Below are 20,432 nucleotides of genomic sequence, written 5' to 3' on the forward strand. Positions count from 1 at the left end.
TTAGTTGAAGTTCTTCTTTTATGGTACCAAAAAGAACGATAAAGGGGAATTAGAATCTATTTTGGTAGAGAATAATTTAGTTGAAGTGTTATTTTTAGTTAAAAAATTACTAAGCGTTCGGTTGTAACGACGCCATCACTTGTTTTAATTGTGTCACTGATTTTTGGAAGAGTTCTTTTTCAGCGGCATTCAGATTCAATTCAATAATGTCAGTCACGCCTTGATTGCCAACGACTGCAGGAATCCCTGTAAATACATCTTGTTGCCCATATTGCCCGTCTAAGTAAGCTGAGACAGGTAAAATCGCTTGTTCATTATTTAAAATGGCTTTAACAATGCGTGCAGTACTCATACCAATCCCGTAATAGGTCGCTTGTTTGCGATCGATAATTTCATAAGCTGTATTTTTCACTTTATCAGAAATAATTGGTAAATCGTCACTAGTTAAACGCTCTGTCGTATCCACAATTTCTAAAATAGGTTTTGTCCCAATCATGGTATGAGACCAGACAGCCACTTCAGAATCCCCGTGTTCGCCAATAATATAGCCGTGAACATTGCGTGGATCAATCGCTAAACGTTGAGACAGTTCTTTGCGGAAACGGGTTGTGTCCAAGGTTGTACCAGTTCCAATTACTCTTGAAACAGGTAAACCAGAAGCTTGCCAAGCCACATAAGTCAGCACATCAACAGGATTTGAGGCAATCACTAAAATTCCATCAAAACCAGATTTCATGATATTGTTAACAATTGTTTTCATAATTTCTGCATTGATTGAAACCAAATCTAGACGACTTTGCCCAGGTTTTTGATTAGCGCCAGCTGTAATCACGACGATATCGGCATCTTGGCAGTCTTGATAGTCGCCAGCCCAGACGTTTACATTTTCTTGACCCCAAGACACACCATCTAATAAGTCAATTGCTTCGCCTTCAGATTTGGCTTTGTCAATATCGACTAAGATTAATTCATTCGCAATCCCTTGGTTGATCATGGAATAGGCAATACTTGTGCCAACAAAACCAGTACCAATAATTGCGACTTTTTTGTTAAATACTTTCATCGTTCATCTCTTCTTTCTGTAATATTTCTTTCTTAGTGAATTATATCACGAACTTTCCGAGTGTGGTTATACCAATCTGTAATAGTCTTTATTAACAATTTAAATAAGGGAAGCGTGCTTTTTTTGTTATGATAAGAGTAGGAAAATAGAGGAGATAAGGAGGCAAAATGACAACGACAACAGTGTATTATGCAAGCAATAATGAAAAACAGCCGAACCGTTTTCAACTAGTTATCGGTAGCTGTAGCTATGAACTTCCAAAAATAGAAATCTACGAAATTCTGGAATGTATCGCTTTAGCATATGGCTATCAAAAAGAACCATTCATTGAAGAACAAACAGAATGTTTTGTTAAAGGCAACCGTTGTATACATGTTTCCCAACAAGCGACGACGTTGACTTTTGTTGTGAATGATCTGCGTTTAGTAATGGAAAAACAATGCCGAAATCACGAAGAAGTCTTTCAAGAAGTCAATCATATTTTATTGAATATTTTTGAGGAGACCCCTTGTGTTTTTCTCGAAAAGTAGGAAAGAAGGATTAAGATGAAACAGGTGAAAATAACAACTACCTCAGACTTGATTAATGGCGGCTGCAATGCCTGTCCGAATGTGAAGTGTACGAATTATCTTGTTCATGTAGAAGATGAAACAATTGCGTTAGAAACACTAACCGTTGCAGATTTAGTAACTTTATTAGCACTCAAAGAAGGGTTTCGTCAAAAATTAGTTATGGAAATGTTCGAAGAATATACGGTGTTTGAAAGGGAAAATCATCAAGTTGTCTTTAAGGAAGAGGAAACGAGAATTCTTTTTCAATCAAAAAAACAGACCATTCAAAGCACTCTTTTTTGTAAAGAGCCACAACAAGTGTTCCAAGAAATCCAGCAAATTTTACACCAACTATTTGAGTTAGAACCTTTTGAATTTGAATTGGTAGAGGAAACTGATAAATAAAAAAACAGGAGAACGATTTAGCGAAAGCTAAGTCGTTCTCCTGTTTTTTAGGCTTGTCGTTCACGAATTTTTTCAACGATTCGGTTATAAACTTCAGAGAAGGAAGTATTGGCATGGTGATCGGTCTGGACAATGAAAATTTTTCGAGAAGCAAAGGACTGATCAATTGGTTGCCAAGGGATTTCATCGGAAATAGATAATCGAGAAACAATTGATTGCCCAATGTTATTTTTTAGCAATTGTAGTAGGACTTCGTTGTTGTTTAATTCGATAATTGGTAAGTTGATGCTATGTTCGTTGAGATAAAGCTCATTGAAAAAACGTAGGCCAGAGTTCTTTTCTCTTAAGAGCCAAAATTTTGAAGCGGCATCTCCTGCTAGAACTAGTTGGTCTTCATAAACAATTTCTTTGTGTAAATTTTTGGTTTCAATGGGTTTTTCAATTAGTCCAATGTGGGCATGATTATTTTGAACCATATCCACGACTTCGTTTGAATTCATCAGTTGAATCGAGAAGTTGATGAGCGGAAAAGCGGTAACTAAACTCTCCATAATATCTGGCAATAAATAAATAGCGACTGTATTTGAAGAGGCTATAATGCAGTCTTCTTTAAAATTCTCTTTTTCCGCAGCTTGCGCAAAAGAAGTGGTTAAGCTTTCAATAATCGAAAGCATTTTTGGATATAAAAAATCAGCTTCTTTGGTAGGAATAACCGATTGTTTTCCATTACGATAGAACAGCTTGATCGAAAAGTGTTGCTCTAATTTCTTGATTTGTAAAGAAACAGTTGGCTGAGAAATATACAATTGTTTGGCCGCCGCACTAAAATTTTTGGTTTCATACACAGCAATAAATGTTTTGATCCATTCGAACATAAAATCGCCTCTTTCTATTTACTATCTTAATAGTTATTATTGCAAATATTTATTTTACAAATATAAATATTTCATTTAGTATAATAACATACTTTTGATTAATATCAATAATAATAAACAAAGACGGAGTGTGACTACATAATGGTAGAAAGTTCGAAAAAATTCTTGCGGAAAGTCCCGATTCCCATTTGCGGACTAATTTTAGGGATGGTTTCTTTGGGGAATTTACTTTATTCCTTGGGATATGCAACAATTGGGACCATTTATTGTGTACTTGGCAGTCTCTTAATAATTTTAGTTATTTTAAAAATTATTTTTACAATGAAACATGCATTAAGCACTTTAGATGATCCAATTATTGCTTCGGTATCACCAACATTTACAATGGCTTTAATGGTTATCTGTGTTTTCTTAGATCGGATATTTACCAATGCTGCTTGGATTAACGTGTTGTGGATTGGCGCAGTGATTTTACATTTTATTTTAATGATTTATTTTGTAGCGGTGCATATTTTTCCAACAAAAATCGAACTGGAACATATTTATCCAAGCTGGTTTATTACGTTTGTCGGCATTGGCGTTATTCCTAATACTTCTCAATTGTTTATCAATGAGTTGGGAAAAATTGTTTTTTGGGTAGCGTTGTTCTTTTATTTACTCTTGTTACCAATTTTAATCAAGAGAATTACGAAGTCGAAAGAAATGCCTGAATCGACCATTCCTTTATTGACGATTATGACAGCGCCAGGTTCGTTATGTTTAGCTGGCTATATTTCAATGGGTGGTCATTTGTATATGCCATTAGTTGTTTTCTTGCTAATTTTATCTCAATGTATTTATGGGATTGTAGTAGTGAATCTATATAAAATTATGCAAGTGACATTTTATCCAAGTTATGCTGCCTTTACATTCCCATTAGTGATTTCTGCGACAGCATTAGTCAAAGTTAAACCTTTATTTGCAGAAAAGGTAGGTCTAACGAGTTTGTTAAATATTTTGTCTACTTTTGAACTCTTATTAGCTGTGGCTATTGTAAGTTATGTGTTCATTCGATATTGCATTTTTTTATTCCAAAGAGAAAATAACACGAAAAAAGTGGAATTAAATTAAAAAAAAGAGAGGAAGCAAAGAGGTGAAGAAACTATTAATTACTGGAGGAGCTGGCTTTATTGGTTCTAATTTGGCTAATTTTTATAGTCAACAGTATCAAGTTTTTGTGATTGATGATTTGTCCATGGGGCAAGTGTCAAATTTGCAACAAACTGAGCAGTTGGTTTTTATTAAAGGAAGTGTGACGGATCAGCAATTATTGGACGAAGTACTTTCAAAGCATTCGTTTGAGTATATCTTTCATCTTGCGGCCGTGGCAAGCGTGGCAAGTTCTGTGGCACAGCCTCTAGAGACCCACGAGGTCAATTTTTTAAGTGTATTGAAAATACTGGAATCAATAAAAAAATATCAAAAAAAGCTCAAACGTTTTGTTTTTGCTTCGTCAGCAGCCGTTTACGGTGCAGAGCCAACGTTGCCTAAAAGAGAAACTTCGGTGATTTGCCCTTTGAGTCCCTATGCTATTGATAAGTTTGCTGCTGAACGTTATGTTCTCAATGAATACCATTTACATGGGGTACCCACGAGCGCAGTTCGCTTCTTTAACGTCTATGGTCCCAATCAAAATCCTTCTTCACCCTATTCTGGCGTCCTGTCCATTTTGATGGATCGTTATATCCAGTTAGAGCAAGGGCAAGCGAGCCAATTTCAAATATTTGGAGATGGTCAGCAAACACGTGACTTTATCTACATTGATGATGTCCTAACTGCATTAGATTTAGTAGCAACCAAAAATGAAGCGTTGGGACATGTTTATAATGTGGGTACCGAAGTTGCCATTTCCCTTAATCAATTAATTGAAGAAATGAACCAATTAGTGGGACTTTCTTTGCCAGTTTCTTATCAAAAGGAACGAGATGGCGATATAAAATATTCTCTTTCAGATAGTTCTGCTTTGAAAGGCTTAGGTTTTTCGCCCGTTTATTCAATTCGAGAAGGACTTCAAAAATATTTTAAGTTTACCCATAATACCCAAAATAGATAAAAAAAGACGAGACTTATTTGTTAAGTCTCGCCTTTTTTTGTGCAAATGTTTCGCCCCAATGGCACAGCGAAGAGAGGGCATCGTAAAGAGCATATCCTTCCGGAGTGAGCGTATATTCCACACGCGGTGGCAGTTCGTTAAAGGATTCTCGATGGACTAGGCCATCTTTTTCCATTTCTCTCAAGCGATCTGTCAGGACGCGCTGAGTGATTCCGTCGAGCGCACGCATCAATTCGCCGTTGCGCTTGGTTCCTTGAAATAATTCATCCATTAAGGATAATTTCCATTTGCCGTTAATGGTAGAAAGGGCTAAGTTGATACTGGTTTGTTTATCAGTGGTCATAGTTTCTCCTTGTGACACGTAATGGTTACTTTTTTCTTCCTAGGTGAATAAAAAGTGCGTACTTTTTTTCTCCATGATAGTGAGTAATAATAACTATGTCAAGTAAGGCAAGAGAAAGGAAGAAAAAATATGATGTATCAAGATGTTGTTCGCAACCGTCGTTCAGTTCGGGATTTTATGCCAGATGTTGAGATTCCTAAAGAGGAATTAATGGCTATGATTGAGGAAGCGATGCTAGCGCCAAATAGTACTAATTTAAATTCATGGCGTTTTTTAATTGTCACAGAAAAAGAACAAAAAGAGGCGCTTTACGAAGTTTCAATGCAACAACCAGCAGTTAAAGGGGCAGCGGCGGTGATTATTTTATTAGGCGATTTGACTGCTTATACAGTGGCAAATGCAGATGAAATCAGTGCTAAAGCTGTGGCACAAGGCACCATGACAGAAGAAATTCGTCATGGAATTAATGAAAATGTTTCTTGGTACTATGATGTTAGCGAAGAACAAAAAAGAGAGTGGCTAATGTTAGACCAAGGCTTAGTTGCGATGCAGCTGATGCTTTCTGCAAAAGATCGAGGCTATGATACTGTGGCGATGTCTGGGTTTGAAACAGAAGCAGTTCGCAAGTTATTTAATATTGAGGATCATTTAGTGAACGGACTGATCATTCCGATTGGCAAAGCTCAAACACCCGGCTTTGAAACAGTCCGACGAGATGTTTCAGAAGTAGTAACTTGGTTAGACTAAAAAGCTAAACAGTTCTGTAATTGCTGTTTATTAGATTTTGAGCGTGGAACAAACATCCAAAGTGATTGTTGTCCCACGTTCGTTTTTTTTTTGATCATCCGCTTTTGAGAATGGCCAGAGAAGACGTTTAGTGAACCAATTTTGAAAGAAAGTGATACACTAGAAGAAAAAGAAGTGGGGCGACTTTATGCGTTATGTCATAATGCAGTCACGAGATATTCGTGAAAATTTAGCAACGGAAGATTATCTATTAAACACTCTCTCTTTTGAAGAGCCCTTAGTGTTGTTCTATATTCAGGAACCCTGTGTTATTTTAGGCCGAAATCAAAATGCTTATGAAGAAATTGACTTAGCTTATGCTAGAGAGAAGGGAATCGTGATTACTCGCCGTTTATCGGGCGGTGGTGCTGTTTATGATGATCTCGGGAATGTCAGCTTTAGTTTTGTTGTTCAGGAAGGACATCAAGCTTTTGGGGATTTTAAAGCGTTCACGAAACCAATTATTGAAGCATTACATAAAATGGGCGCAACGGGGGCCGAGATTAGCGGTCGCAATGATTTATTAATTGATGGGAAAAAATTTTCTGGCAATGCCATGTATACAAAAAAGGGGAAGATGTATACTCATGGTACCTTGATGTATGATGTTGATTTGGCAGAAGTTCAACGTGTTTTAACTGTTTCTAAGAAAAAAATTGAATCAAAAGGGACAAAATCTGTTCGGGGACGCGTAACCAATTTACGGCCGTACTTAGACGAAAAATATCAACAATTAACCATTGAGGAATTTCGCAATCGTTTACTGATGGAGCTCTTTGATGTCGAATCTCTAACTGAAATTGCGGAGAAAGAATATGTCCTAACCAAAGCAGATCAACAGGAAATTAGGAAATTGGTTGCTGAAGTGTATGGCAATGAAGCTTGGATTTTTGGTGAAGCGCCTAAATTTACGATCAAAAAAGAAGAAAAGTTTAAAGGCGGCATCGTGGATGCACGTTTGACTGTTGAAAAAGGTAAAATAATTGAGCTAACGATTTATGGTGATTACTTTGCCAAAAAAGAAACGGCGGAAATCGTTGCAGCTTTATTAGGGGTGGACTATCGGTATTCATCAATTTGGCAAGCATTAGCAGCGTTCAATTTTGAAGACTACTTTGTAAATATCACCAAAGAAGAATTTGTTCATTTATTGGTGGATTAATAAACGTTCTGGGACAAAAGTCAAAAAATTTTTTGTCCCAGAACGTTTATTTAATGATGGTTGCTCTTGCTAGAAAAATTTCCCATGAACGTCCCAATTGCCAGTATCTTTGGCTTTTTTCAATGTTTGCATTCGACGGAAGCCAACAGGATGATCAGATAAGAAGTTACTCAATTTAAGCCAGATGGTATCATCATGTAAATCAACACTATGAAAGTATTCTTCTAAATCCACACGACTGCCCATATATTTTCCTGAAAATAAATAAATCATACTTAAAGCACCTTCTTCGGCGTAATATAAACCTGCGCGATCAGCAGTATATTCTTGCGTTCTTGTAAAACTTTTATCTAACGCAACTGGTTTCAAAATAATGGATAACATTAGCCGCCATAAATTAGTGTGCCCACATTTATGGTGTCCTAGCTCGTGTGCCAAAATAAAGCGAATCAGCGAAAAATCGCCTGTATTGTACGCGATATCCAACAAATCACTGTGAATGACAACATAGCGTCTGTGTAAAGAGCATTTTGCCGCAAAAGCGTTTAAGACACCATTCCCGTTGATTAAATAGAGACGTGGCAGCCTTAATTTTTTAGTGCCAAAGCCCATTTCTTTTGCTAAATCAATATACAAGGAATAAATTTCTGGTAACTGATTTGCTGTAATTTCCACTCCGTTAGAAGCAGTATCCATGTACATATAACGAATGGTAAAAAAAGCAATGACTGGCGCAATGGGTGCAATTAAGACAATTAATAACCAGTCAGGAATCGGCAAATCACTCAATATCAACAAAGCAACTACCCCCAATGCTAAAAACAATAAAACGAAACCAATAATTATCATTGGTAATTCAAAGCGATAACGTAACTTGGCAACAGAAATCTCTTTCTTTTTTTCCTGCGGTTGACACATAAACATTCCTCCCCAAACATTTCTCAAACACTTTTTCAAATAAAATGACTTATCTGTTGTTTCCAATATACCATTGGTTAATCGGTAATGACAATGCTGGGAGCTTGGATAAAGGTAATTATATCAAGTGATTAATGAAAGGGACTCGTTGTACGCGGGGAATTGGTCTATCTTGATTAAATAAAATTTTAATAATTTAACTGTTTTAGACGTAATAAAGTAGTTTCTGGAGTTAATTTTTTTATGACATACAAACGCAAAATCGCATGTTCAATTTTTTGTTCTTCTGGCGATAGCTCTGAATTTATATAGGATAACTTCTCGATTAAATACGTTAAAAATGAGCCCGCACCTTGGCTGCCCACTAAAAAGCCCATTTCTTCCGTTTCGGTTAATTGTTGTTTTTTTAAGTGGTAAATTTCATGTGCAAGTGCCCCCGAGATAATGATTTCATCCGTTTGGTTGTTCAAATTCGTTAGTAAGTCGCTTTTTGTTGCTACTGTAACAGTTTCCATTACACTCATCCTTTGCATTTATATGATACATTTAGTATAACATGGTCTCACTTTTTTTATTTTTCTTCTTGCTCTGGTACGCGTTTCATAAGTTAAGCTAGGTGTATCAAAATATTGGAGGGCATGAAAATGAATGTTATAGTGGAGATAAGTGATAGACTTGGTATGGATTACTATTTTGTCTCGGTGACTACGACAGCCAAAAGTCTTCAGTTAAATAGTCCCAAAAAATACTACAAGATTTGGCATCAAGAAATTCCGTACCATCAGATAACGGAGTGGCACTTGACACAGCAGGAGGATATTCAGGAAATTTCTTTTGCTTGGCAGGAGACCTTTTATCGTTTTGTCGATTACGGGACAGGAATTGTGCCTTATTTAACTCAATTTTGTAAAGCAACGAGGTGAAATTATGACAACAATTCGAGAAATTGCTCGGCTTTCAGGATCTTCAGTTACGACTGTTTCGCGCGTGATTAATCATCACCCATATGTTTCTGAGGAAAAACGACTGAAAATCCAAGCAATTATTGATGAGTTGGGCTATAAGCCCAATATATTAGCGAGAAATCTCAGCTTTGGGAAAAGTAACACATTAGGTGTCATGGTTCCTTATACGAATCAACCTTATTTTGATGCTATTTTAAGTGGGATTATCCACCAAGCGTTTCAGCAAGGGATGATGGTTAGTTTATTACCAACGGATTATGATAAAGAAGTTGAAAAAAGTTACTTGGAAAAAATGGCCACGGGTGCGTTTGATGGCATGATTGTTTTATCAAAGGCAAATCCTTTAAGTGTGTTTGCTCCGTATAAAGAGCAAGTTGTTTTTTGTGAAAAAATAGAAGACCCTAGTTATGCTAGTATCTATATCGATCGTTTAACGGTTTATCGTCGGGTTTTTCAAGCATTGAAACAACAAGGATGCAATGAAGTGGCAATTACGATTAACCGTGTCCCAGAAAAAAGTACAAGCGCACGTTATTTAGTTGACGCATATCAGGAAATTTATGGAGAGATTCCCGAAAATCGGTTATTTAAGGGCTGTTTAACGTATGAAGATGGGTGTGAAGTAGGACGTCAATGTGCGCAAGATCCAACGCTCCAAGCGGTTGTGACCAACGGTGATGAAATTGCCGCAGGGATTCAAGCCGTTATTGAAAGACCACTCTTTTTAGTGGGACAGGAACAAACCTTATTAAGTGAAATTTTAAATTTTTCAACAATCTGTCATCCATTAATGGAATTAGGAGGAAAAGCCACACACTTATTTCAAGAAAAACGGCCGAAAACGGTCCAATTGACTTCTACATTTATTAATCGACAACCAAATTTTTCTTTTTCTTAGAAAAATTCTGGTTGTTTTTTCTTTGGTAGAATAAGGTTTTTCGCTAAAAAACAAAAAAACTTACAAAAAGTAAGGCAAAAACCTTTACTTACTTTTAGTAAGGTAGTATAGTAAGCATGTAAACAAAATTAAATGAATTTACTGAGGAAATTCGAAAGGATGAACATATTATGTCAAAATTTACTGAAATGATGAAAAACCGTCGTTCGATCTATGCTTTAGGAGAAAATTTACCAATTTCAAAAGAAGAAGTAACGGCTTTAGTAAAAGAAGTTGTTAGAGAAAGTCCAACAGCTTTTAACTCTCAAACACAACGCGTTGTGTTCTTATTCGGCGATGCCCACAAAAAATTATGGTCAATAACTGAAGATGCCTTAAAACCATTGACTCCAGCAGAAGCTTTTCCAAACACACAAGCTAAGTTACAAGGCTTTGCAGCTGGTGCGGGCACAATTTTATTCTTTGAAGATACAGATATCGTGAAAAACTTACAAGATAGCTTCCCATTATATGCGGATAACTTCCCTGTTTGGTCTGAACAAGCAACTGGTTTAACACAAGCGAACGTTTGGACTGCCTTAGCGCAAGAAAATATCGGCGCAAACCTACAACACTACAACCCAGTCATTGACGAAGCGGTTGCTGCAGAATGGTCAATTCCTGCAAACTGGAATTTACGTGCACAAATGGTTATTGGTTCCATTGAAGCGCCAGCTGGCGAAAAAGAATACATGGAAGATAGTACTCGTTTCAAAGAATTTAACTAAATCATTGCTTTAGCAAAACGAAGAGGAAAGGAGTGAAAGCAAATGATTCAAGCATTACCAAGTAATATTGGGATTCAACAAGTCACTTTGAAAGTGGCTGATTTGGATAAAATGGTAAACTTTTATACGAAAACAATTGGCTTAAGACTTTTAAAACAAGGAGAGGGACGTGCCTGGCTAGCGCCACAAGGCACCAATGATGCAATTCTTGTCTTAAAAGAACTAACAGCTGGGGAAGAAAATCAGGGAACTACTGGCTTGTACCATGTTGCTTTCCTTCTACCAACACGGAAAGATTTAGGCAATATGTTGTTGTGGCTTTTGCAAGAAAATGTGCAAATCGGCGCAGCAGATCATGGTTATAGTGAAGCCCTTTACTTAAGTGATCCAGAAAATAATGGCATCGAAATTTATTGGGATAAACCAGAAGAAGTCTGGGATATTCGCCCAAATGGTGAAATTATCGGTGTGACAGAAGAATTAGACGGTGATGGTTTAGCTGCAGAAGCTGACAGTCACTGGCTAGGAATTCCCGAAGGTTCTAAAATTGGTCATATTCATTTGAAAGTGGCCGATTTAGATACCACTGAAGCGTTTTATAAAAATTTAGGGTTTGGCTTAAAGTCTAACTTTGGTCAACAAGCGAAATTTTTTGCAGCAGGTCAGTACCATCATCATATTGGAACAAATACATGGAGCGGCAATCAGTTGCCAACGATTCAAGAAAATCAATTTGGCTTAGAAAATTATACCTTCCGTTTACCAACTGCGGCCGATTTAGAGATCGTCCAAGCCAATGCGGAAGAAGCAAAGTTACATTTTATTGCCAAAGATCATTTACTTGCGTTAGCAGATCCTAACGGCATGATTATTCAATTTACCTATTAAAACCACTCTCAAACTAGCCCTTCGTTATTAAATGAAGGGTTAGTTTTTTTTTTTGCATTATTTTGCATTTGTTTGCAAAATAATGCAAAAGGTGCTATCTTTACTTAGAAGAGGTGAGGAATCATGTTGATTGAAGAGCGTTTGGCTAAGATTCAAAAAATAGTGAAAGAACAAAAAAGTATTTCCATGGAAGCGTTAGCGGAGCAAGTCTCCGTTTCAAAAGATACTATTCGGCGAGATTTAATTCGTTTAGAAAAGGAAGGACACTTAAAAAGAACGCATGGTGGCGCTATCTCAGTTCAGTCTGAAGCAACTATTTATGATTATGCTCAACGAATAATGAAGCATCCAGAGAAAAAACAAGCCATTGCCCAAAAAGTTTGGGCAACCATTCCCAAACAAGCGTCCATTTTTTTTGATTCATCAACCACAGTGGAAGCGGCTATTCGAGCGATGGAAAATAGTCCGATTCACGCGATAACGAACTCTCTCAGCCATGCGCTACTTCTAGCGCAAATGGATCAGACAAAAATTACAGTATTACCTGGGCAACTGCATAAACAACAACTTTTTTTATTTGGAGCAGAAACAGTCGCCAAGGTTGGAGAATTTGCCCCCGACTATACATTATTAGGTGTGTTTGCGTTATCTGAACAAGGATTATTTATTCACACAGAAGAAGAAGGTCAAGTCAAACGGCGAATGATTCAACAAGGCAAACAAGTCATTGCCTTAGCGGACCAAACGAAATTGAACAAAACGGGGTTATTTAAAATTTGCGAATTAACAGAAATTGATTGTTTAGTGACAGATACACGACCTGATGAAAAATTCTGTGAGCAGTTAGCGCAAGCAGGCGTAACGTTGATTGTCGCAGATGAATAATGGAGGATAATAATGAAGCGAAAAATTAATTATACACATGTTGCTGAACCTACTGTTTTTGAGAATGTTTTTCCAACATATTTGACGACTGAAACGATGATGGCGCGCAAACAGAAAGTATTACAACGAATGGAAACAGAAAAATTCGATCAATTAGTTTTCTATGCAGACAAAGAGCATGGCAGTAATTTTGAATACTTAACTGGCTTCATTCCGAGGTTTGAAGAAGGACTCCTTGTGTTAAATAAGGATGGTGCGGCGACACTTATTTTAGGCAATGAAAATTTAAAACTGTGCCAACATGCGCGCATCTCAGCCGATTTAATTCATTATCCAGCTTTTTCGCTACCTAATCAACCAATGGCTGGAGAACAAAAGTTGTCTCAGATTTTTGAAACGCTTCTCGATGAAACAGCTCAAAAAATAGGTATTGTTGGTTGGAAAATGTTTACAACACAACAGCAAGAACCTGCTACGATGTTTGATGTACCATATTTTATTGTCGAAGCACTGAAAAAAGCGCTGCCGCAAGAAGCTCGTTTACTAAATGGGACTCACTTATTGATTGGAGCAAAGGGGGCCCGCACAACAAATAATGCCAACGAATTGGCGCACTATGAATATGGGGCGAATTTGGCTTCTCGCGGTATGTTAAAGGCCTTAAATGCAATTGAAGTAGGACAGCGTGAAACGGACCTTGGGGCTTTGTTAAATGATGAAGGTCAAACGCCGACGGTAGTAACCATTGCGGCAACCGGACAACGTTTTGAATATGCAAACATGTATCCGACTGCCAAAGAAATTCAGTTAGGCGATGCCTTGTCATTAACTACAGGCTACAAAGGCGGCTTGTCTAGCCGAACAGGTTTTGTTATTGAAAATGAGCAGCAATTGCCAGAAGCGCAACGTGATTATTTAGATCGTGTAGCAAAACCCTATTTTCAAGCTGTCGTTCATTGGCTTGAAACCATTCGGATCGGACTGTTAGGACGAGAAATGTATCAAGCGATTGAAGAACAGTTACCAAAAGAAATCTATCACTGGCATTTGAATCCTGGCCATTTAGTTTCGGATGATGAATGGATGTCGTCGCCTATTTATCCAGATTCAGCCATTCGTTTGGAAAGTGGCATGCTCTTTCAAGTGGATATTATTCCTTCTGTACCTGGTTATACAGGGGTGAGTGCTGAAGAATGTGTGGCTTTGGCTGATAAAACACTGCAAAAAGAGATTCAGCAAAATTATCCAGACATGTGGCAACGGATTGTGACACGCAAAGCCTATTTAAAGGAGACATTAAAGATTGACTTACCAACGGAGGTTTTACCAATGTCTAATTTAGTTGGTTACTTACGGCCTTTTTATCTAGCTAAAGACAAAGCTTTGTGTGTAGAAAAACCAGCTCTTAAATGAGTAGGTCCCTTTTTTTGAGTTTCTTTTGGGCCTTATTTATAATCAATATAGAGAAGGAAGAACACCAGAAGAGAGGCGTGATGGCAAATGCATTATCCTGAAAAGCTGAAAAAAGCAGTTTTAGCTAAAGCGAAAGACTTACCATTAGAAGGTTTTGTGGAAGGGCAAGGTCCGCAACAGCCAAAAGTAATGTTGATTGGGGAAGCCCCTGGAAAAGAAGAAATTAAAGAAAATGTGCCATTTATTGGTCGTTCAGGTCGATTGTTGATGGAACAATTACAGCAAGTTGGCTTAAGTCGTGAAATGGTGTATATCACCAGTGCGGTTAGGAGTCGGCCTTTTTCTGTAAAAACGAAGCAGATTGCAAAAACAGGAGAAAGAGTAACCAAATTTCCTAATCGAACGCCAACCAAAGAAGAAATCAAAATTTTTGCGCCTTTGCTTGATTGGGAAATCGCTGTTTGCCAACCTGAACTAATTTTGACACTGGGAAATATTGGGTTGCAACGACTTTTAGGACCAAAGCTAACAATCACTGCAGTGCACGGAACGGTCATTCAGTCGCCCATTCAAACATTTGATGAGCAATCACAAAACTATTGTTGGACGCAGAAAACCTATCAAATCATTCCACTCTTCCATCCAGCGGCTGTCTTTTATAATTATCGTTTAAAAGAAGTCGTGAAAGAAGATTGGCAAGTGGTTCAAAAACAACTACAACTGCTTAAGAAAGTTTAAAATGAGAAAAATAGAAGGATGGTTGTTTTTTCGAAGAGAGAATGCTACCCTAGAAGTATCAATAAATAGACAGATTATTTAATCGCTGGGTTGAATAATTGAAGGATTCTGATTTTTGCGTAAGCCTTGAAGCAAAAAGAATGAGTCCTTTTTTTGTTAGAAGGAGATTTGGGTATGGAGCAAACACAGCAAAACCATTTTACTGCGTTGTTTTATAAAAATGTTCTGTTAGGAATTTTAAGTATGGCGGCGCAATCAATTTTTATTTTGGCGGACACATTTTTCATTGCAAATGGGATTGGCACCGAGGCGTTGGCGGGGCTTAACATTGTATTACCGCTCGTTAATATCATTAATGGATTAGGTTGGATGTTTGGCGTTGGCGGCGCTACGTTGTTTTCGACAACGGTTGCGCAAAAAGAAATCAAAAAAGCCAATCAGTATTTCAGTTTAACGATTGGGTTAGTTTTCGTTATAGGGAGTCTCTTTACTTTAGCGAGCTTGATTTTTTCCGATCAAATTATTCGGGGACTTCAGGGGACCGGGGTCTTGTTTGGTTTGGCAAAGGAATATTATATGATTTACCTTAGCTGTTCATTATTATTTATTTTAAACAATTGCCTGATTACTTTTTTAAGAAATGACCATAATCCTCGTTTGGCAACGATTGCTTTTGTCAGTGGGGGAATTGTCAATATTATTTTGGATTATGTCTTTATTTATCAATTTGGGTGGGGCATGGCAGGTGCGGCCATTGCAACGGTGATGTCACCTTTAACAAGCTTAATCCTGATTACGTTTCATAAGTGGTCGCCACAACGAGTTTTACGTTTTGAAAAGTTTAAAGTGAAATTTCAGGATGTTCGAGAAATTATGTCGATTGGTTTTTCCTCCTTTTTAAATGAATTTTCTTCGGCCTTTGTCATGTTTTTATTTAATATTGTTTTGCTGAACTTAGTCGGTCATGTGGCGATTTCAGCTTATGCGATTGTTGCCAACCTCAATATTATTGTGATTGCCATTTTTACAGGGATTGGGCAAGGGGCGCAACCATTACTCAGCCGATATTATGGTTTAGGGGAAACAAAGGTGTTGCGTAAATTTGTTAAACTTAGCTTTATTACGTACTTGGTCGCCGGCTTCCTGTTCTTTTTAATCAGTCAAGTGTTTACGGGACAAATTATTGAGGTCTTTAATAGCGAAGGGAACGACCAGTTGGCGCAAATTGCTAGGACAGCCATCCGCTTATATGCGATTTCCTTCTTGTTTACAGGATTGAATTTTATGGGGATTTATTACTTTTCGGCAGTTCGTAAACCGAAAATGGCGCTAATGATTTCCTCTTTGCGTGGGTTCTTTTTAATTGTGCCAGTTTTATTTATTTTGGTGAAATTACTAGGATTAACCGGTGTTTGGTTAGCCATGCCAGTAGTTGAATTTGTTACGTTTGGACTAATGCTTGTGGGCTACCTTGCGTATCGAAACTATTTGAAAAAAAGAGAAGCAGTAACCTGATGTTGGTTACTGCTTCTCTTTTGCTTAGTTTACATAGTTTTCAGTTAAAGTCATGAATTGTTCCACATCTTTTAGGACTTGATCAATGCCGGCTTGCCAGAAATCAGGTTTCGTTAAGTCAACATTTAAATGTTTTTTCGCTAATTCTTCGCTTGTCATCGAAGCAGTGTCTCTTAATAACGCAATGTATTGGTCTTCAAAAGAGCTGCCTTGTTGATTGGCATACGCATAGATACCCATGCTGAATAGATAGCCAAAAGTATATGGGAAATTATAGAAAGGCACATCATCAATAAAGAAGTGCAATTTGCTCGCCCAGAAATGAGGATGATAACTGCCAAGACTATCTTTGTAGCTTTCTTTTTGCGCCGCTAACATTAATTCAGTAATATCTTCTTCCGCTACTAAACCTTTTTGGCGCGCTTGATAAAAATTATTTTCAAAGATAAAACGCGCATGAATGTTCATAAACATGGCAATGGCATTTTGCATTTTTGTGTCTAAAAGGTTAATCTTTTCAACATCTGATTTGGCCTCTTTTAAGGTGGCGTCAGCAACAATCAATTCTGCAAAGGTACTAGCTGTTTCTGCTACGTTCATGGCATACTCTCGATTCAATGAAGGTAAATCCCACATCACGCTACTATGGAAAGCATGACCTAATTCATGGGCTAAAGTAGCTACTTCGTTGATTGAATTGCCAAAGGTCATGAAAATCCGCGACTCTTGTGTTTCAGGTAATTCTGTACAATAACCCCCAGGACGTTTGCCTGGACGATCTTCAGCTTCAATCCAACTTTTTTCAAAAGCCATTTGGGCAAAATCAGCCATTTTCGGACTGAATTTACGGAAATTTTCTAAAATAAAGGCAGCGGCTTGATCAAAGGAATACGTTTTTTCTTCTAAATCACCTAAAATAATTGGCGCATCTTGGTCTTGCCAGTCCATTTTTTCTTTGCCGAATAATTGCGCTTTGCGTGTTAAAAAGTCGACGAATGGTTGTTTATTTTTTTGAATGGTTTCCCACATAACCGTCAATGTCTCTTGACTCATTCGATTATAGTTTAAGGGATTTTCTAAATAATCTGTAGTGCCATGCAATTTGTAATCAGATAAACGGAACCCATCTAGGTGATTTAGGGTGTCTGCCAAAATTGAAGCTTTGCCACTCCAAGCTTTCTCCCAAGCTGTAAACAAACGTTGACGAACCTCTTTGTCAGGATCTCCCATCATGCGGTTAAAGGCTTGGCCTGCAGATAGTTCCGTCACAGAGCCATCTTTTTCTTCAAAAGGAATCACGATGGAAGCAACAATCGTATCGTAATGTGTACTCCAAGCATTTAAACCATCTAGAGAAAGCGTATTGATGATATTTTCTTCTTGTTCAGAAAGCAGTTTTTTTCCATCACGACGTAATTCATTTAAGCGAAAAGCCATTGTTTTGAACGGTTCTTCGGCTAACAGGACTTGCCAATGTTCTGCTGAAATCTCGGTGATTTTTTTAGTAAAAACGGTTTCAGCTAATTGAATTGCTGGCAATAGATTGTATAAATCGCCTGATAAAATTTTGGCCTTGGTATCATTAGTATTGGCAGAAATTAAAGCAGTTAAAAAGCTATTACATTGTGAAAAGCCACTTGAGATTTTCCCTTGTAACGTTAAAATTTCAGCAAATTGTTCTTTGCCTTGATCACTTTCTGGTGTCCATTCTGTGATTAATTGATGGTACTCTTTTGTCTGTTCGGTTAATTGAGTCATTCGTTGGCTAAGTTCTTTGGACTCGCTCCCATTGGGGAAAATACTGTCTAAATCCCAGGTAATAGAATAGGTCATATCCAATCCTTCTTTCATTTTTTTCTTTTCAGTATATCATAAGACCTAAGAGAAGTTGTTTCTTTTTCCCTCGAAACCGACTATAATAAAAAAGAATTTTCCGTGGCAGGCACGGGGCAACTTGAAACCAAGAAAAGAGGATTATATGAAAAATTATTTGAAAGATAGTAATTTATATTTAGTCATTGCGTTTGTTATTATGGCCATTTTATTTTTCAGTTCATCACAGACGTATGAACAGCAGTCACAAGTTGGTCTTTTAGATAAACTTCTGAGCAGTCATCCTTTTGAAGAACAATTAAAAAATATTTCTTTTCAATATGCTGGCAGTGAAGTGAGCATTCAAGCTAGTGGTTATAGTAAATTTATTGAATTTTTTATTCGTAAGGGAGCCCATTTTGGTACGTATTTTCTATTAGGTGGTAGTTGGTTTATTGGATTAGTGCCAAGAATCAAAGGCCTGTTTTTAACAGCTGTTGTTTCCTGGCTAGCTGCTACTGGCTATGCAGGTTTAGATGAATTTCATCAAATGATCACAGGTGGAAGGACCCCTCTTTTTCAAGATGTTATGTTGGATGCCATGGGTGCTTTGACAGCCATCGTTATTTGTTTGGTGGTTCATGGTTTGAAGAAAAATAAAAAAAGAAAACGCTAATTTAGAAGAGCTTCGTTTATTCGTCAGAAAGGTGGATAAGCGAGGGTCTTTTTTTGGTAGCGCTTGTTCCTAACTGAAAAGAAGAGTAGAATAAAGGAGAATAGTAACGAAAAGTCAGGAGGAATCAAGGATGTCAGGACACAGTAAATGGAGCAACATTCAAGGGCGTAAAAATGCGCAAGATGCCAAACGTGGGAAAATTTTCCAAAAAGTTTCAAGGGAAATCTATATGGCGGCAAAAGCAGGTGGCCCTGACCCCGCAATGAATCCTGCTTTACGTTTAGCGGTCGATAAAGCTAAGTCAGCCAACATGCCCAATGATAATATTTCGCGCGCCATAAAAAAAGCTAGTAGTGCTGGTGAAGGAGAACATTATGACGAGGTAACTTATGAAGGGTACGGGCCAGGTGGCGTGGCAGTTTTAGTTCATGCGCTAACAGATAACCGCAATCGAACGGCCACCAATGTTCGCGTCGCGTTTACTCGTAATGGTGGCTCTTTAGGTGAAACGGGTTCGGTGAATTATATGTTTGATCGTAAAGGCTATATTGTCATAAAGCGAGAAGATCATGCAATTGAGGAAGACGACATGCTAGAAGTCGTTTTGGAAGCAGGCGGCGAGGATTTAGAAACATCACCAGAAGTATTTGAAATTTACACAGCACCAGAAGATTTTACAGCGGTTCGCGATGCTTTAGAACAAGCAGGTTATTCATTAGCACAAGCTGAACTAACAATGGTTCCGCAAACCTTACTAACCTTGAACGATGAACAAAAAGCGCAATTAGAGCGCTTGGTTGACAAGTTAGAAGACGATGATGATGTGTCAGAAGTATTTACCTCTGCAGAAAATCGATAAAATAAAGGGATGCTTGGCGTCCTTTTATTCATAAATTGAAAGCGGATACAGAATGGAGGGCATTTTGAAAAAGAGAATTTGTTTACAAGCAATCAGGGAAGAAGCGGAAGCCTATTATCGTAACGGTGATTTTTATTGCTCGGAAGCGATTGTGGCGACCATTCGGCAACACTTCGATGCGGAGATTCCCATTGAAGCTGTGGCCATGGCTTCTGGGTTTCCTGTAGGTGTTGGAGGTGCGAAGTGTATTTGCGGTGCTCTTTCAGGCGGGGTTATGTGTCTGGGTTACTTTTTTGGTCGGACAGAAGCCAAAGGAGAACAAGTAAATAAAACGATGGCTTTAGCCAACGAATTGCATCAAAGTTTTCGACAAAAGCATCGAGTGGTTTGCTGTAGTATTTTGACAAGTAAAATGACGATGAGCTCACCTGAGCATATGGAACAATGCATTGGCTTTACTGGAGAAATCGCTGAAACAACCGCAAAAATTATTGCACGAGAACTTGCTTACGAATTAGTCTAGTAAAAAATGAGAGAGGAGCAACCAGATTCATTCACCTGAATCTGGTTGCTCCTCTCTCATTTAATGCGTAATCAATTAACCAAGTACTTTTTCATAAGCTTCCACTTGAGATAAGACACGTTGGAGCTGTAATTCATTTTCAATATAGTTGATTGAATTACCTAAATCTTCTTGGCGGTTTGTTTCTAAACGATCGACTTCTTTTTTTGCTTCGTTCAATAAGTGTAGAACTTCTTCCTTAGATAACATGTACTCACCTCCTTGCGCAGTTCATCTACTATTAGTGTACTCCTTTTTT

At 37.7% G+C, this 20,432-nt stretch carries 24 protein-coding genes; 17 read left to right on the forward strand and 7 right to left on the reverse strand.

Annotated features, from left to right (window positions below):
* Nucleotides 1-109 precede the first annotated feature (109 nt).
* On the reverse strand, nucleotides 110-1,063 hold the full coding sequence (locus IGI87_RS02265; RefSeq protein ID WP_002358635.1) for an L-lactate dehydrogenase: 954 nt from the start codon (nucleotides 1,061-1,063) through the stop codon (nucleotides 110-112).
* 167 nt (nucleotides 1,064-1,230) lie between these two features.
* Between IGI87_RS02265 and IGI87_RS02270 the strand changes: the two genes are divergently transcribed.
* Nucleotides 1,231-1,593, forward strand: coding sequence for a DUF4809 family protein (locus IGI87_RS02270; protein ID WP_002364850.1), 363 nt, complete (start codon nucleotides 1,231-1,233; stop codon nucleotides 1,591-1,593).
* A gap of 15 nt (nucleotides 1,594-1,608) precedes the next feature.
* Nucleotides 1,609-2,019, forward strand: a complete 411-nt coding sequence (locus IGI87_RS02275) for a DUF4809 family protein (protein WP_438736148.1) — start codon at nucleotides 1,609-1,611, stop codon at nucleotides 2,017-2,019.
* 47 nt (nucleotides 2,020-2,066) lie between these two features.
* On the opposite strand, the gene IGI87_RS02280 is transcribed toward IGI87_RS02275, so the two are convergent.
* Nucleotides 2,067-2,894, reverse strand: coding sequence for a LysR family transcriptional regulator (locus IGI87_RS02280; RefSeq protein ID WP_002355461.1), 828 nt, complete (start codon nucleotides 2,892-2,894; stop codon nucleotides 2,067-2,069).
* A 141-nt stretch (nucleotides 2,895-3,035) separates the two neighbouring features.
* On the opposite strand from IGI87_RS02280, the gene IGI87_RS02285 reads away from it, so the two are divergent.
* Both IGI87_RS02285 and IGI87_RS02290 read left to right on the forward strand, forming a co-directional pair.
* Nucleotides 3,036-4,004: a TDT family transporter gene (locus IGI87_RS02285; RefSeq protein ID WP_438736149.1), complete on the forward strand. Its 969-nt coding sequence runs from the start codon at nucleotides 3,036-3,038 to the stop codon at nucleotides 4,002-4,004.
* A 22-nt stretch (nucleotides 4,005-4,026) separates the two neighbouring features.
* Nucleotides 4,027-4,986, forward strand: coding sequence for an NAD-dependent epimerase/dehydratase family protein (locus IGI87_RS02290; protein ID WP_368552770.1), 960 nt, complete (start codon nucleotides 4,027-4,029; stop codon nucleotides 4,984-4,986).
* Between the two features lie 13 nt (nucleotides 4,987-4,999).
* Here IGI87_RS02290 and IGI87_RS02295 read toward each other — a convergent pair whose 3' ends face one another.
* Nucleotides 5,000-5,347 carry a winged helix-turn-helix transcriptional regulator gene (locus IGI87_RS02295; RefSeq protein ID WP_002355464.1) on the reverse strand — a complete coding sequence of 116 codons (348 nt, stop codon included), beginning with the start codon at nucleotides 5,345-5,347 and terminating at the stop codon, nucleotides 5,000-5,002.
* Nucleotides 5,348-5,458: 111 nt separating this feature from the next.
* Between IGI87_RS02295 and IGI87_RS02300 the strand changes: the two genes are divergently transcribed.
* Nucleotides 5,459-6,076 (forward strand): nitroreductase family protein, encoded by a 618-nt coding sequence (locus tag IGI87_RS02300; protein WP_104855065.1) that lies wholly within the window; start codon nucleotides 5,459-5,461, stop codon nucleotides 6,074-6,076.
* A 187-nt stretch (nucleotides 6,077-6,263) separates the two neighbouring features.
* Entirely contained in the window at nucleotides 6,264-7,277 is a 1,014-nt protein-coding gene (locus tag IGI87_RS02305) for a lipoate--protein ligase (protein ID WP_104855064.1), read from the forward strand.
* Nucleotides 7,278-7,346: 69 nt separating this feature from the next.
* Here IGI87_RS02305 and IGI87_RS02310 read toward each other — a convergent pair whose 3' ends face one another.
* A complete protein-coding gene (locus IGI87_RS02310; protein WP_104855247.1) occupies nucleotides 7,347-8,201 on the reverse strand; it encodes a M48 family metallopeptidase in 855 nt (284 codons plus the stop codon).
* A gap of 182 nt (nucleotides 8,202-8,383) precedes the next feature.
* Nucleotides 8,384-8,719 carry a hypothetical protein gene (locus IGI87_RS02315; protein ID WP_164982909.1) on the reverse strand — a complete coding sequence of 112 codons (336 nt, stop codon included), beginning with the start codon at nucleotides 8,717-8,719 and terminating at the stop codon, nucleotides 8,384-8,386.
* Between the two features lie 114 nt (nucleotides 8,720-8,833).
* Here IGI87_RS02315 and IGI87_RS02320 point away from each other — a divergent pair, with 114 nt between their 5' ends.
* From IGI87_RS02320 to IGI87_RS02355, 8 genes are all read left to right on the forward strand, one after another.
* Nucleotides 8,834-9,118 carry a hypothetical protein gene (locus IGI87_RS02320; RefSeq protein ID WP_162782611.1) on the forward strand — a complete coding sequence of 95 codons (285 nt, stop codon included), beginning with the start codon at nucleotides 8,834-8,836 and terminating at the stop codon, nucleotides 9,116-9,118.
* Between the two features lie 4 nt (nucleotides 9,119-9,122).
* Nucleotides 9,123-10,058 (forward strand): LacI family DNA-binding transcriptional regulator, encoded by a 936-nt coding sequence (locus IGI87_RS02325; protein WP_104855244.1) that lies wholly within the window; start codon nucleotides 9,123-9,125, stop codon nucleotides 10,056-10,058.
* Between the two features lie 170 nt (nucleotides 10,059-10,228).
* A complete protein-coding gene (locus IGI87_RS02330; RefSeq protein WP_104855243.1) occupies nucleotides 10,229-10,825 on the forward strand; it encodes a nitroreductase family protein in 597 nt (198 codons plus the stop codon).
* 42 nt (nucleotides 10,826-10,867) lie between these two features.
* On the forward strand, nucleotides 10,868-11,713 hold the full coding sequence (locus IGI87_RS02335) for a VOC family protein (protein ID WP_104855242.1): 846 nt from the start codon (nucleotides 10,868-10,870) through the stop codon (nucleotides 11,711-11,713).
* A 123-nt stretch (nucleotides 11,714-11,836) separates the two neighbouring features.
* A complete protein-coding gene (locus IGI87_RS02340) occupies nucleotides 11,837-12,598 on the forward strand; it encodes a DeoR/GlpR family DNA-binding transcription regulator (protein ID WP_104855241.1) in 762 nt (253 codons plus the stop codon).
* A gap of 12 nt (nucleotides 12,599-12,610) precedes the next feature.
* Nucleotides 12,611-14,011: an aminopeptidase P family protein gene (locus tag IGI87_RS02345; RefSeq protein ID WP_113794862.1), complete on the forward strand. Its 1,401-nt coding sequence runs from the start codon at nucleotides 12,611-12,613 to the stop codon at nucleotides 14,009-14,011.
* An 87-nt stretch (nucleotides 14,012-14,098) separates the two neighbouring features.
* Complete coding sequence (locus IGI87_RS02350; RefSeq protein WP_438736150.1) at nucleotides 14,099-14,749, forward strand: uracil-DNA glycosylase; 651 nt, start codon at nucleotides 14,099-14,101, stop codon at nucleotides 14,747-14,749.
* Between the two features lie 174 nt (nucleotides 14,750-14,923).
* Nucleotides 14,924-16,264, forward strand: a complete 1,341-nt coding sequence (locus tag IGI87_RS02355; RefSeq protein WP_438736151.1) for an MATE family efflux transporter — start codon at nucleotides 14,924-14,926, stop codon at nucleotides 16,262-16,264.
* Between the two features lie 24 nt (nucleotides 16,265-16,288).
* Here IGI87_RS02355 and IGI87_RS02360 read toward each other — a convergent pair whose 3' ends face one another.
* A complete protein-coding gene (locus IGI87_RS02360) occupies nucleotides 16,289-18,115 on the reverse strand; it encodes a M3 family oligoendopeptidase (RefSeq protein ID WP_438736152.1) in 1,827 nt (608 codons plus the stop codon).
* A gap of 127 nt (nucleotides 18,116-18,242) precedes the next feature.
* Between IGI87_RS02360 and IGI87_RS02365 the strand changes: the two genes are divergently transcribed.
* The 3 genes from IGI87_RS02365 (at nucleotide 18,243) to IGI87_RS02375 (ending at nucleotide 20,134) form a co-directional block, all read left to right on the forward strand.
* A complete protein-coding gene (locus IGI87_RS02365) occupies nucleotides 18,243-18,752 on the forward strand; it encodes a VanZ family protein (protein WP_113794865.1) in 510 nt (169 codons plus the stop codon).
* A 130-nt stretch (nucleotides 18,753-18,882) separates the two neighbouring features.
* Nucleotides 18,883-19,611 (forward strand): YebC/PmpR family DNA-binding transcriptional regulator, encoded by a 729-nt coding sequence (locus IGI87_RS02370; RefSeq protein WP_438736153.1) that lies wholly within the window; start codon nucleotides 18,883-18,885, stop codon nucleotides 19,609-19,611.
* Between the two features lie 52 nt (nucleotides 19,612-19,663).
* On the forward strand, nucleotides 19,664-20,134 hold the full coding sequence (locus IGI87_RS02375) for a C-GCAxxG-C-C family protein (RefSeq protein ID WP_438736154.1): 471 nt from the start codon (nucleotides 19,664-19,666) through the stop codon (nucleotides 20,132-20,134).
* Nucleotides 20,135-20,209: 75 nt separating this feature from the next.
* Here IGI87_RS02375 and IGI87_RS02380 read toward each other — a convergent pair whose 3' ends face one another.
* Nucleotides 20,210-20,383, reverse strand: coding sequence for a hypothetical protein (locus tag IGI87_RS02380; RefSeq protein WP_002355495.1), 174 nt, complete (start codon nucleotides 20,381-20,383; stop codon nucleotides 20,210-20,212).
* Nucleotides 20,384-20,432: the final 49 nt, after the last annotated feature.

It is taken from the genome of Enterococcus sp. DIV1444a (genome assembly GCF_051712125.1).
GTDB lineage: Bacteria > Bacillota > Bacilli > Lactobacillales > Enterococcaceae > Enterococcus > Enterococcus faecalis.

Coding starts and splice junctions, on each gene's coding strand:
- IGI87_RS02315 (WP_164982909.1), bottom strand. CDS start 8,719: ATGAGTGTAATGGAAACTGTTACAGTAGCAACAAAAAGCGACTTACTA.
- IGI87_RS02325 (WP_104855244.1), top strand. CDS start 9,123: ATGACAACAATTCGAGAAATTGCTCGGCTTTCAGGATCTTCAGTTACG.
- IGI87_RS02285 (WP_438736149.1), top strand. CDS start 3,036: ATGGTAGAAAGTTCGAAAAAATTCTTGCGGAAAGTCCCGATTCCCATT.
- IGI87_RS02265 (WP_002358635.1), bottom strand. CDS start 1,063: ATGAAAGTATTTAACAAAAAAGTCGCAATTATTGGTACTGGTTTTGTT.
- IGI87_RS02340 (WP_104855241.1), top strand. CDS start 11,837: ATGTTGATTGAAGAGCGTTTGGCTAAGATTCAAAAAATAGTGAAAGAA.
- IGI87_RS02280 (WP_002355461.1), bottom strand. CDS start 2,894: ATGTTCGAATGGATCAAAACATTTATTGCTGTGTATGAAACCAAAAAT.
- IGI87_RS02365 (WP_113794865.1), top strand. CDS start 18,243: ATGAAAAATTATTTGAAAGATAGTAATTTATATTTAGTCATTGCGTTT.
- IGI87_RS02370 (WP_438736153.1), top strand. CDS start 18,883: ATGTCAGGACACAGTAAATGGAGCAACATTCAAGGGCGTAAAAATGCG.
- IGI87_RS02305 (WP_104855064.1), top strand. CDS start 6,264: ATGCGTTATGTCATAATGCAGTCACGAGATATTCGTGAAAATTTAGCA.
- IGI87_RS02350 (WP_438736150.1), top strand. CDS start 14,099: ATGCATTATCCTGAAAAGCTGAAAAAAGCAGTTTTAGCTAAAGCGAAA.
- IGI87_RS02375 (WP_438736154.1), top strand. CDS start 19,664: ATGGAGGGCATTTTGAAAAAGAGAATTTGTTTACAAGCAATCAGGGAA.
- IGI87_RS02300 (WP_104855065.1), top strand. CDS start 5,459: ATGATGTATCAAGATGTTGTTCGCAACCGTCGTTCAGTTCGGGATTTT.
- IGI87_RS02360 (WP_438736152.1), bottom strand. CDS start 18,115: ATGAAAGAAGGATTGGATATGACCTATTCTATTACCTGGGATTTAGAC.
- IGI87_RS02320 (WP_162782611.1), top strand. CDS start 8,834: ATGAAAATGAATGTTATAGTGGAGATAAGTGATAGACTTGGTATGGAT.
- IGI87_RS02275 (WP_438736148.1), top strand. CDS start 1,609: ATGAAACAGGTGAAAATAACAACTACCTCAGACTTGATTAATGGCGGC.
- IGI87_RS02330 (WP_104855243.1), top strand. CDS start 10,229: ATGTCAAAATTTACTGAAATGATGAAAAACCGTCGTTCGATCTATGCT.
- IGI87_RS02335 (WP_104855242.1), top strand. CDS start 10,868: ATGATTCAAGCATTACCAAGTAATATTGGGATTCAACAAGTCACTTTG.
- IGI87_RS02345 (WP_113794862.1), top strand. CDS start 12,611: ATGAAGCGAAAAATTAATTATACACATGTTGCTGAACCTACTGTTTTT.
- IGI87_RS02310 (WP_104855247.1), bottom strand. CDS start 8,201: ATGTTTATGTGTCAACCGCAGGAAAAAAAGAAAGAGATTTCTGTTGCC.
- IGI87_RS02380 (WP_002355495.1), bottom strand. CDS start 20,383: ATGTTATCTAAGGAAGAAGTTCTACACTTATTGAACGAAGCAAAAAAA.
- IGI87_RS02270 (WP_002364850.1), top strand. CDS start 1,231: ATGACAACGACAACAGTGTATTATGCAAGCAATAATGAAAAACAGCCG.
- IGI87_RS02355 (WP_438736151.1), top strand. CDS start 14,924: ATGGAGCAAACACAGCAAAACCATTTTACTGCGTTGTTTTATAAAAAT.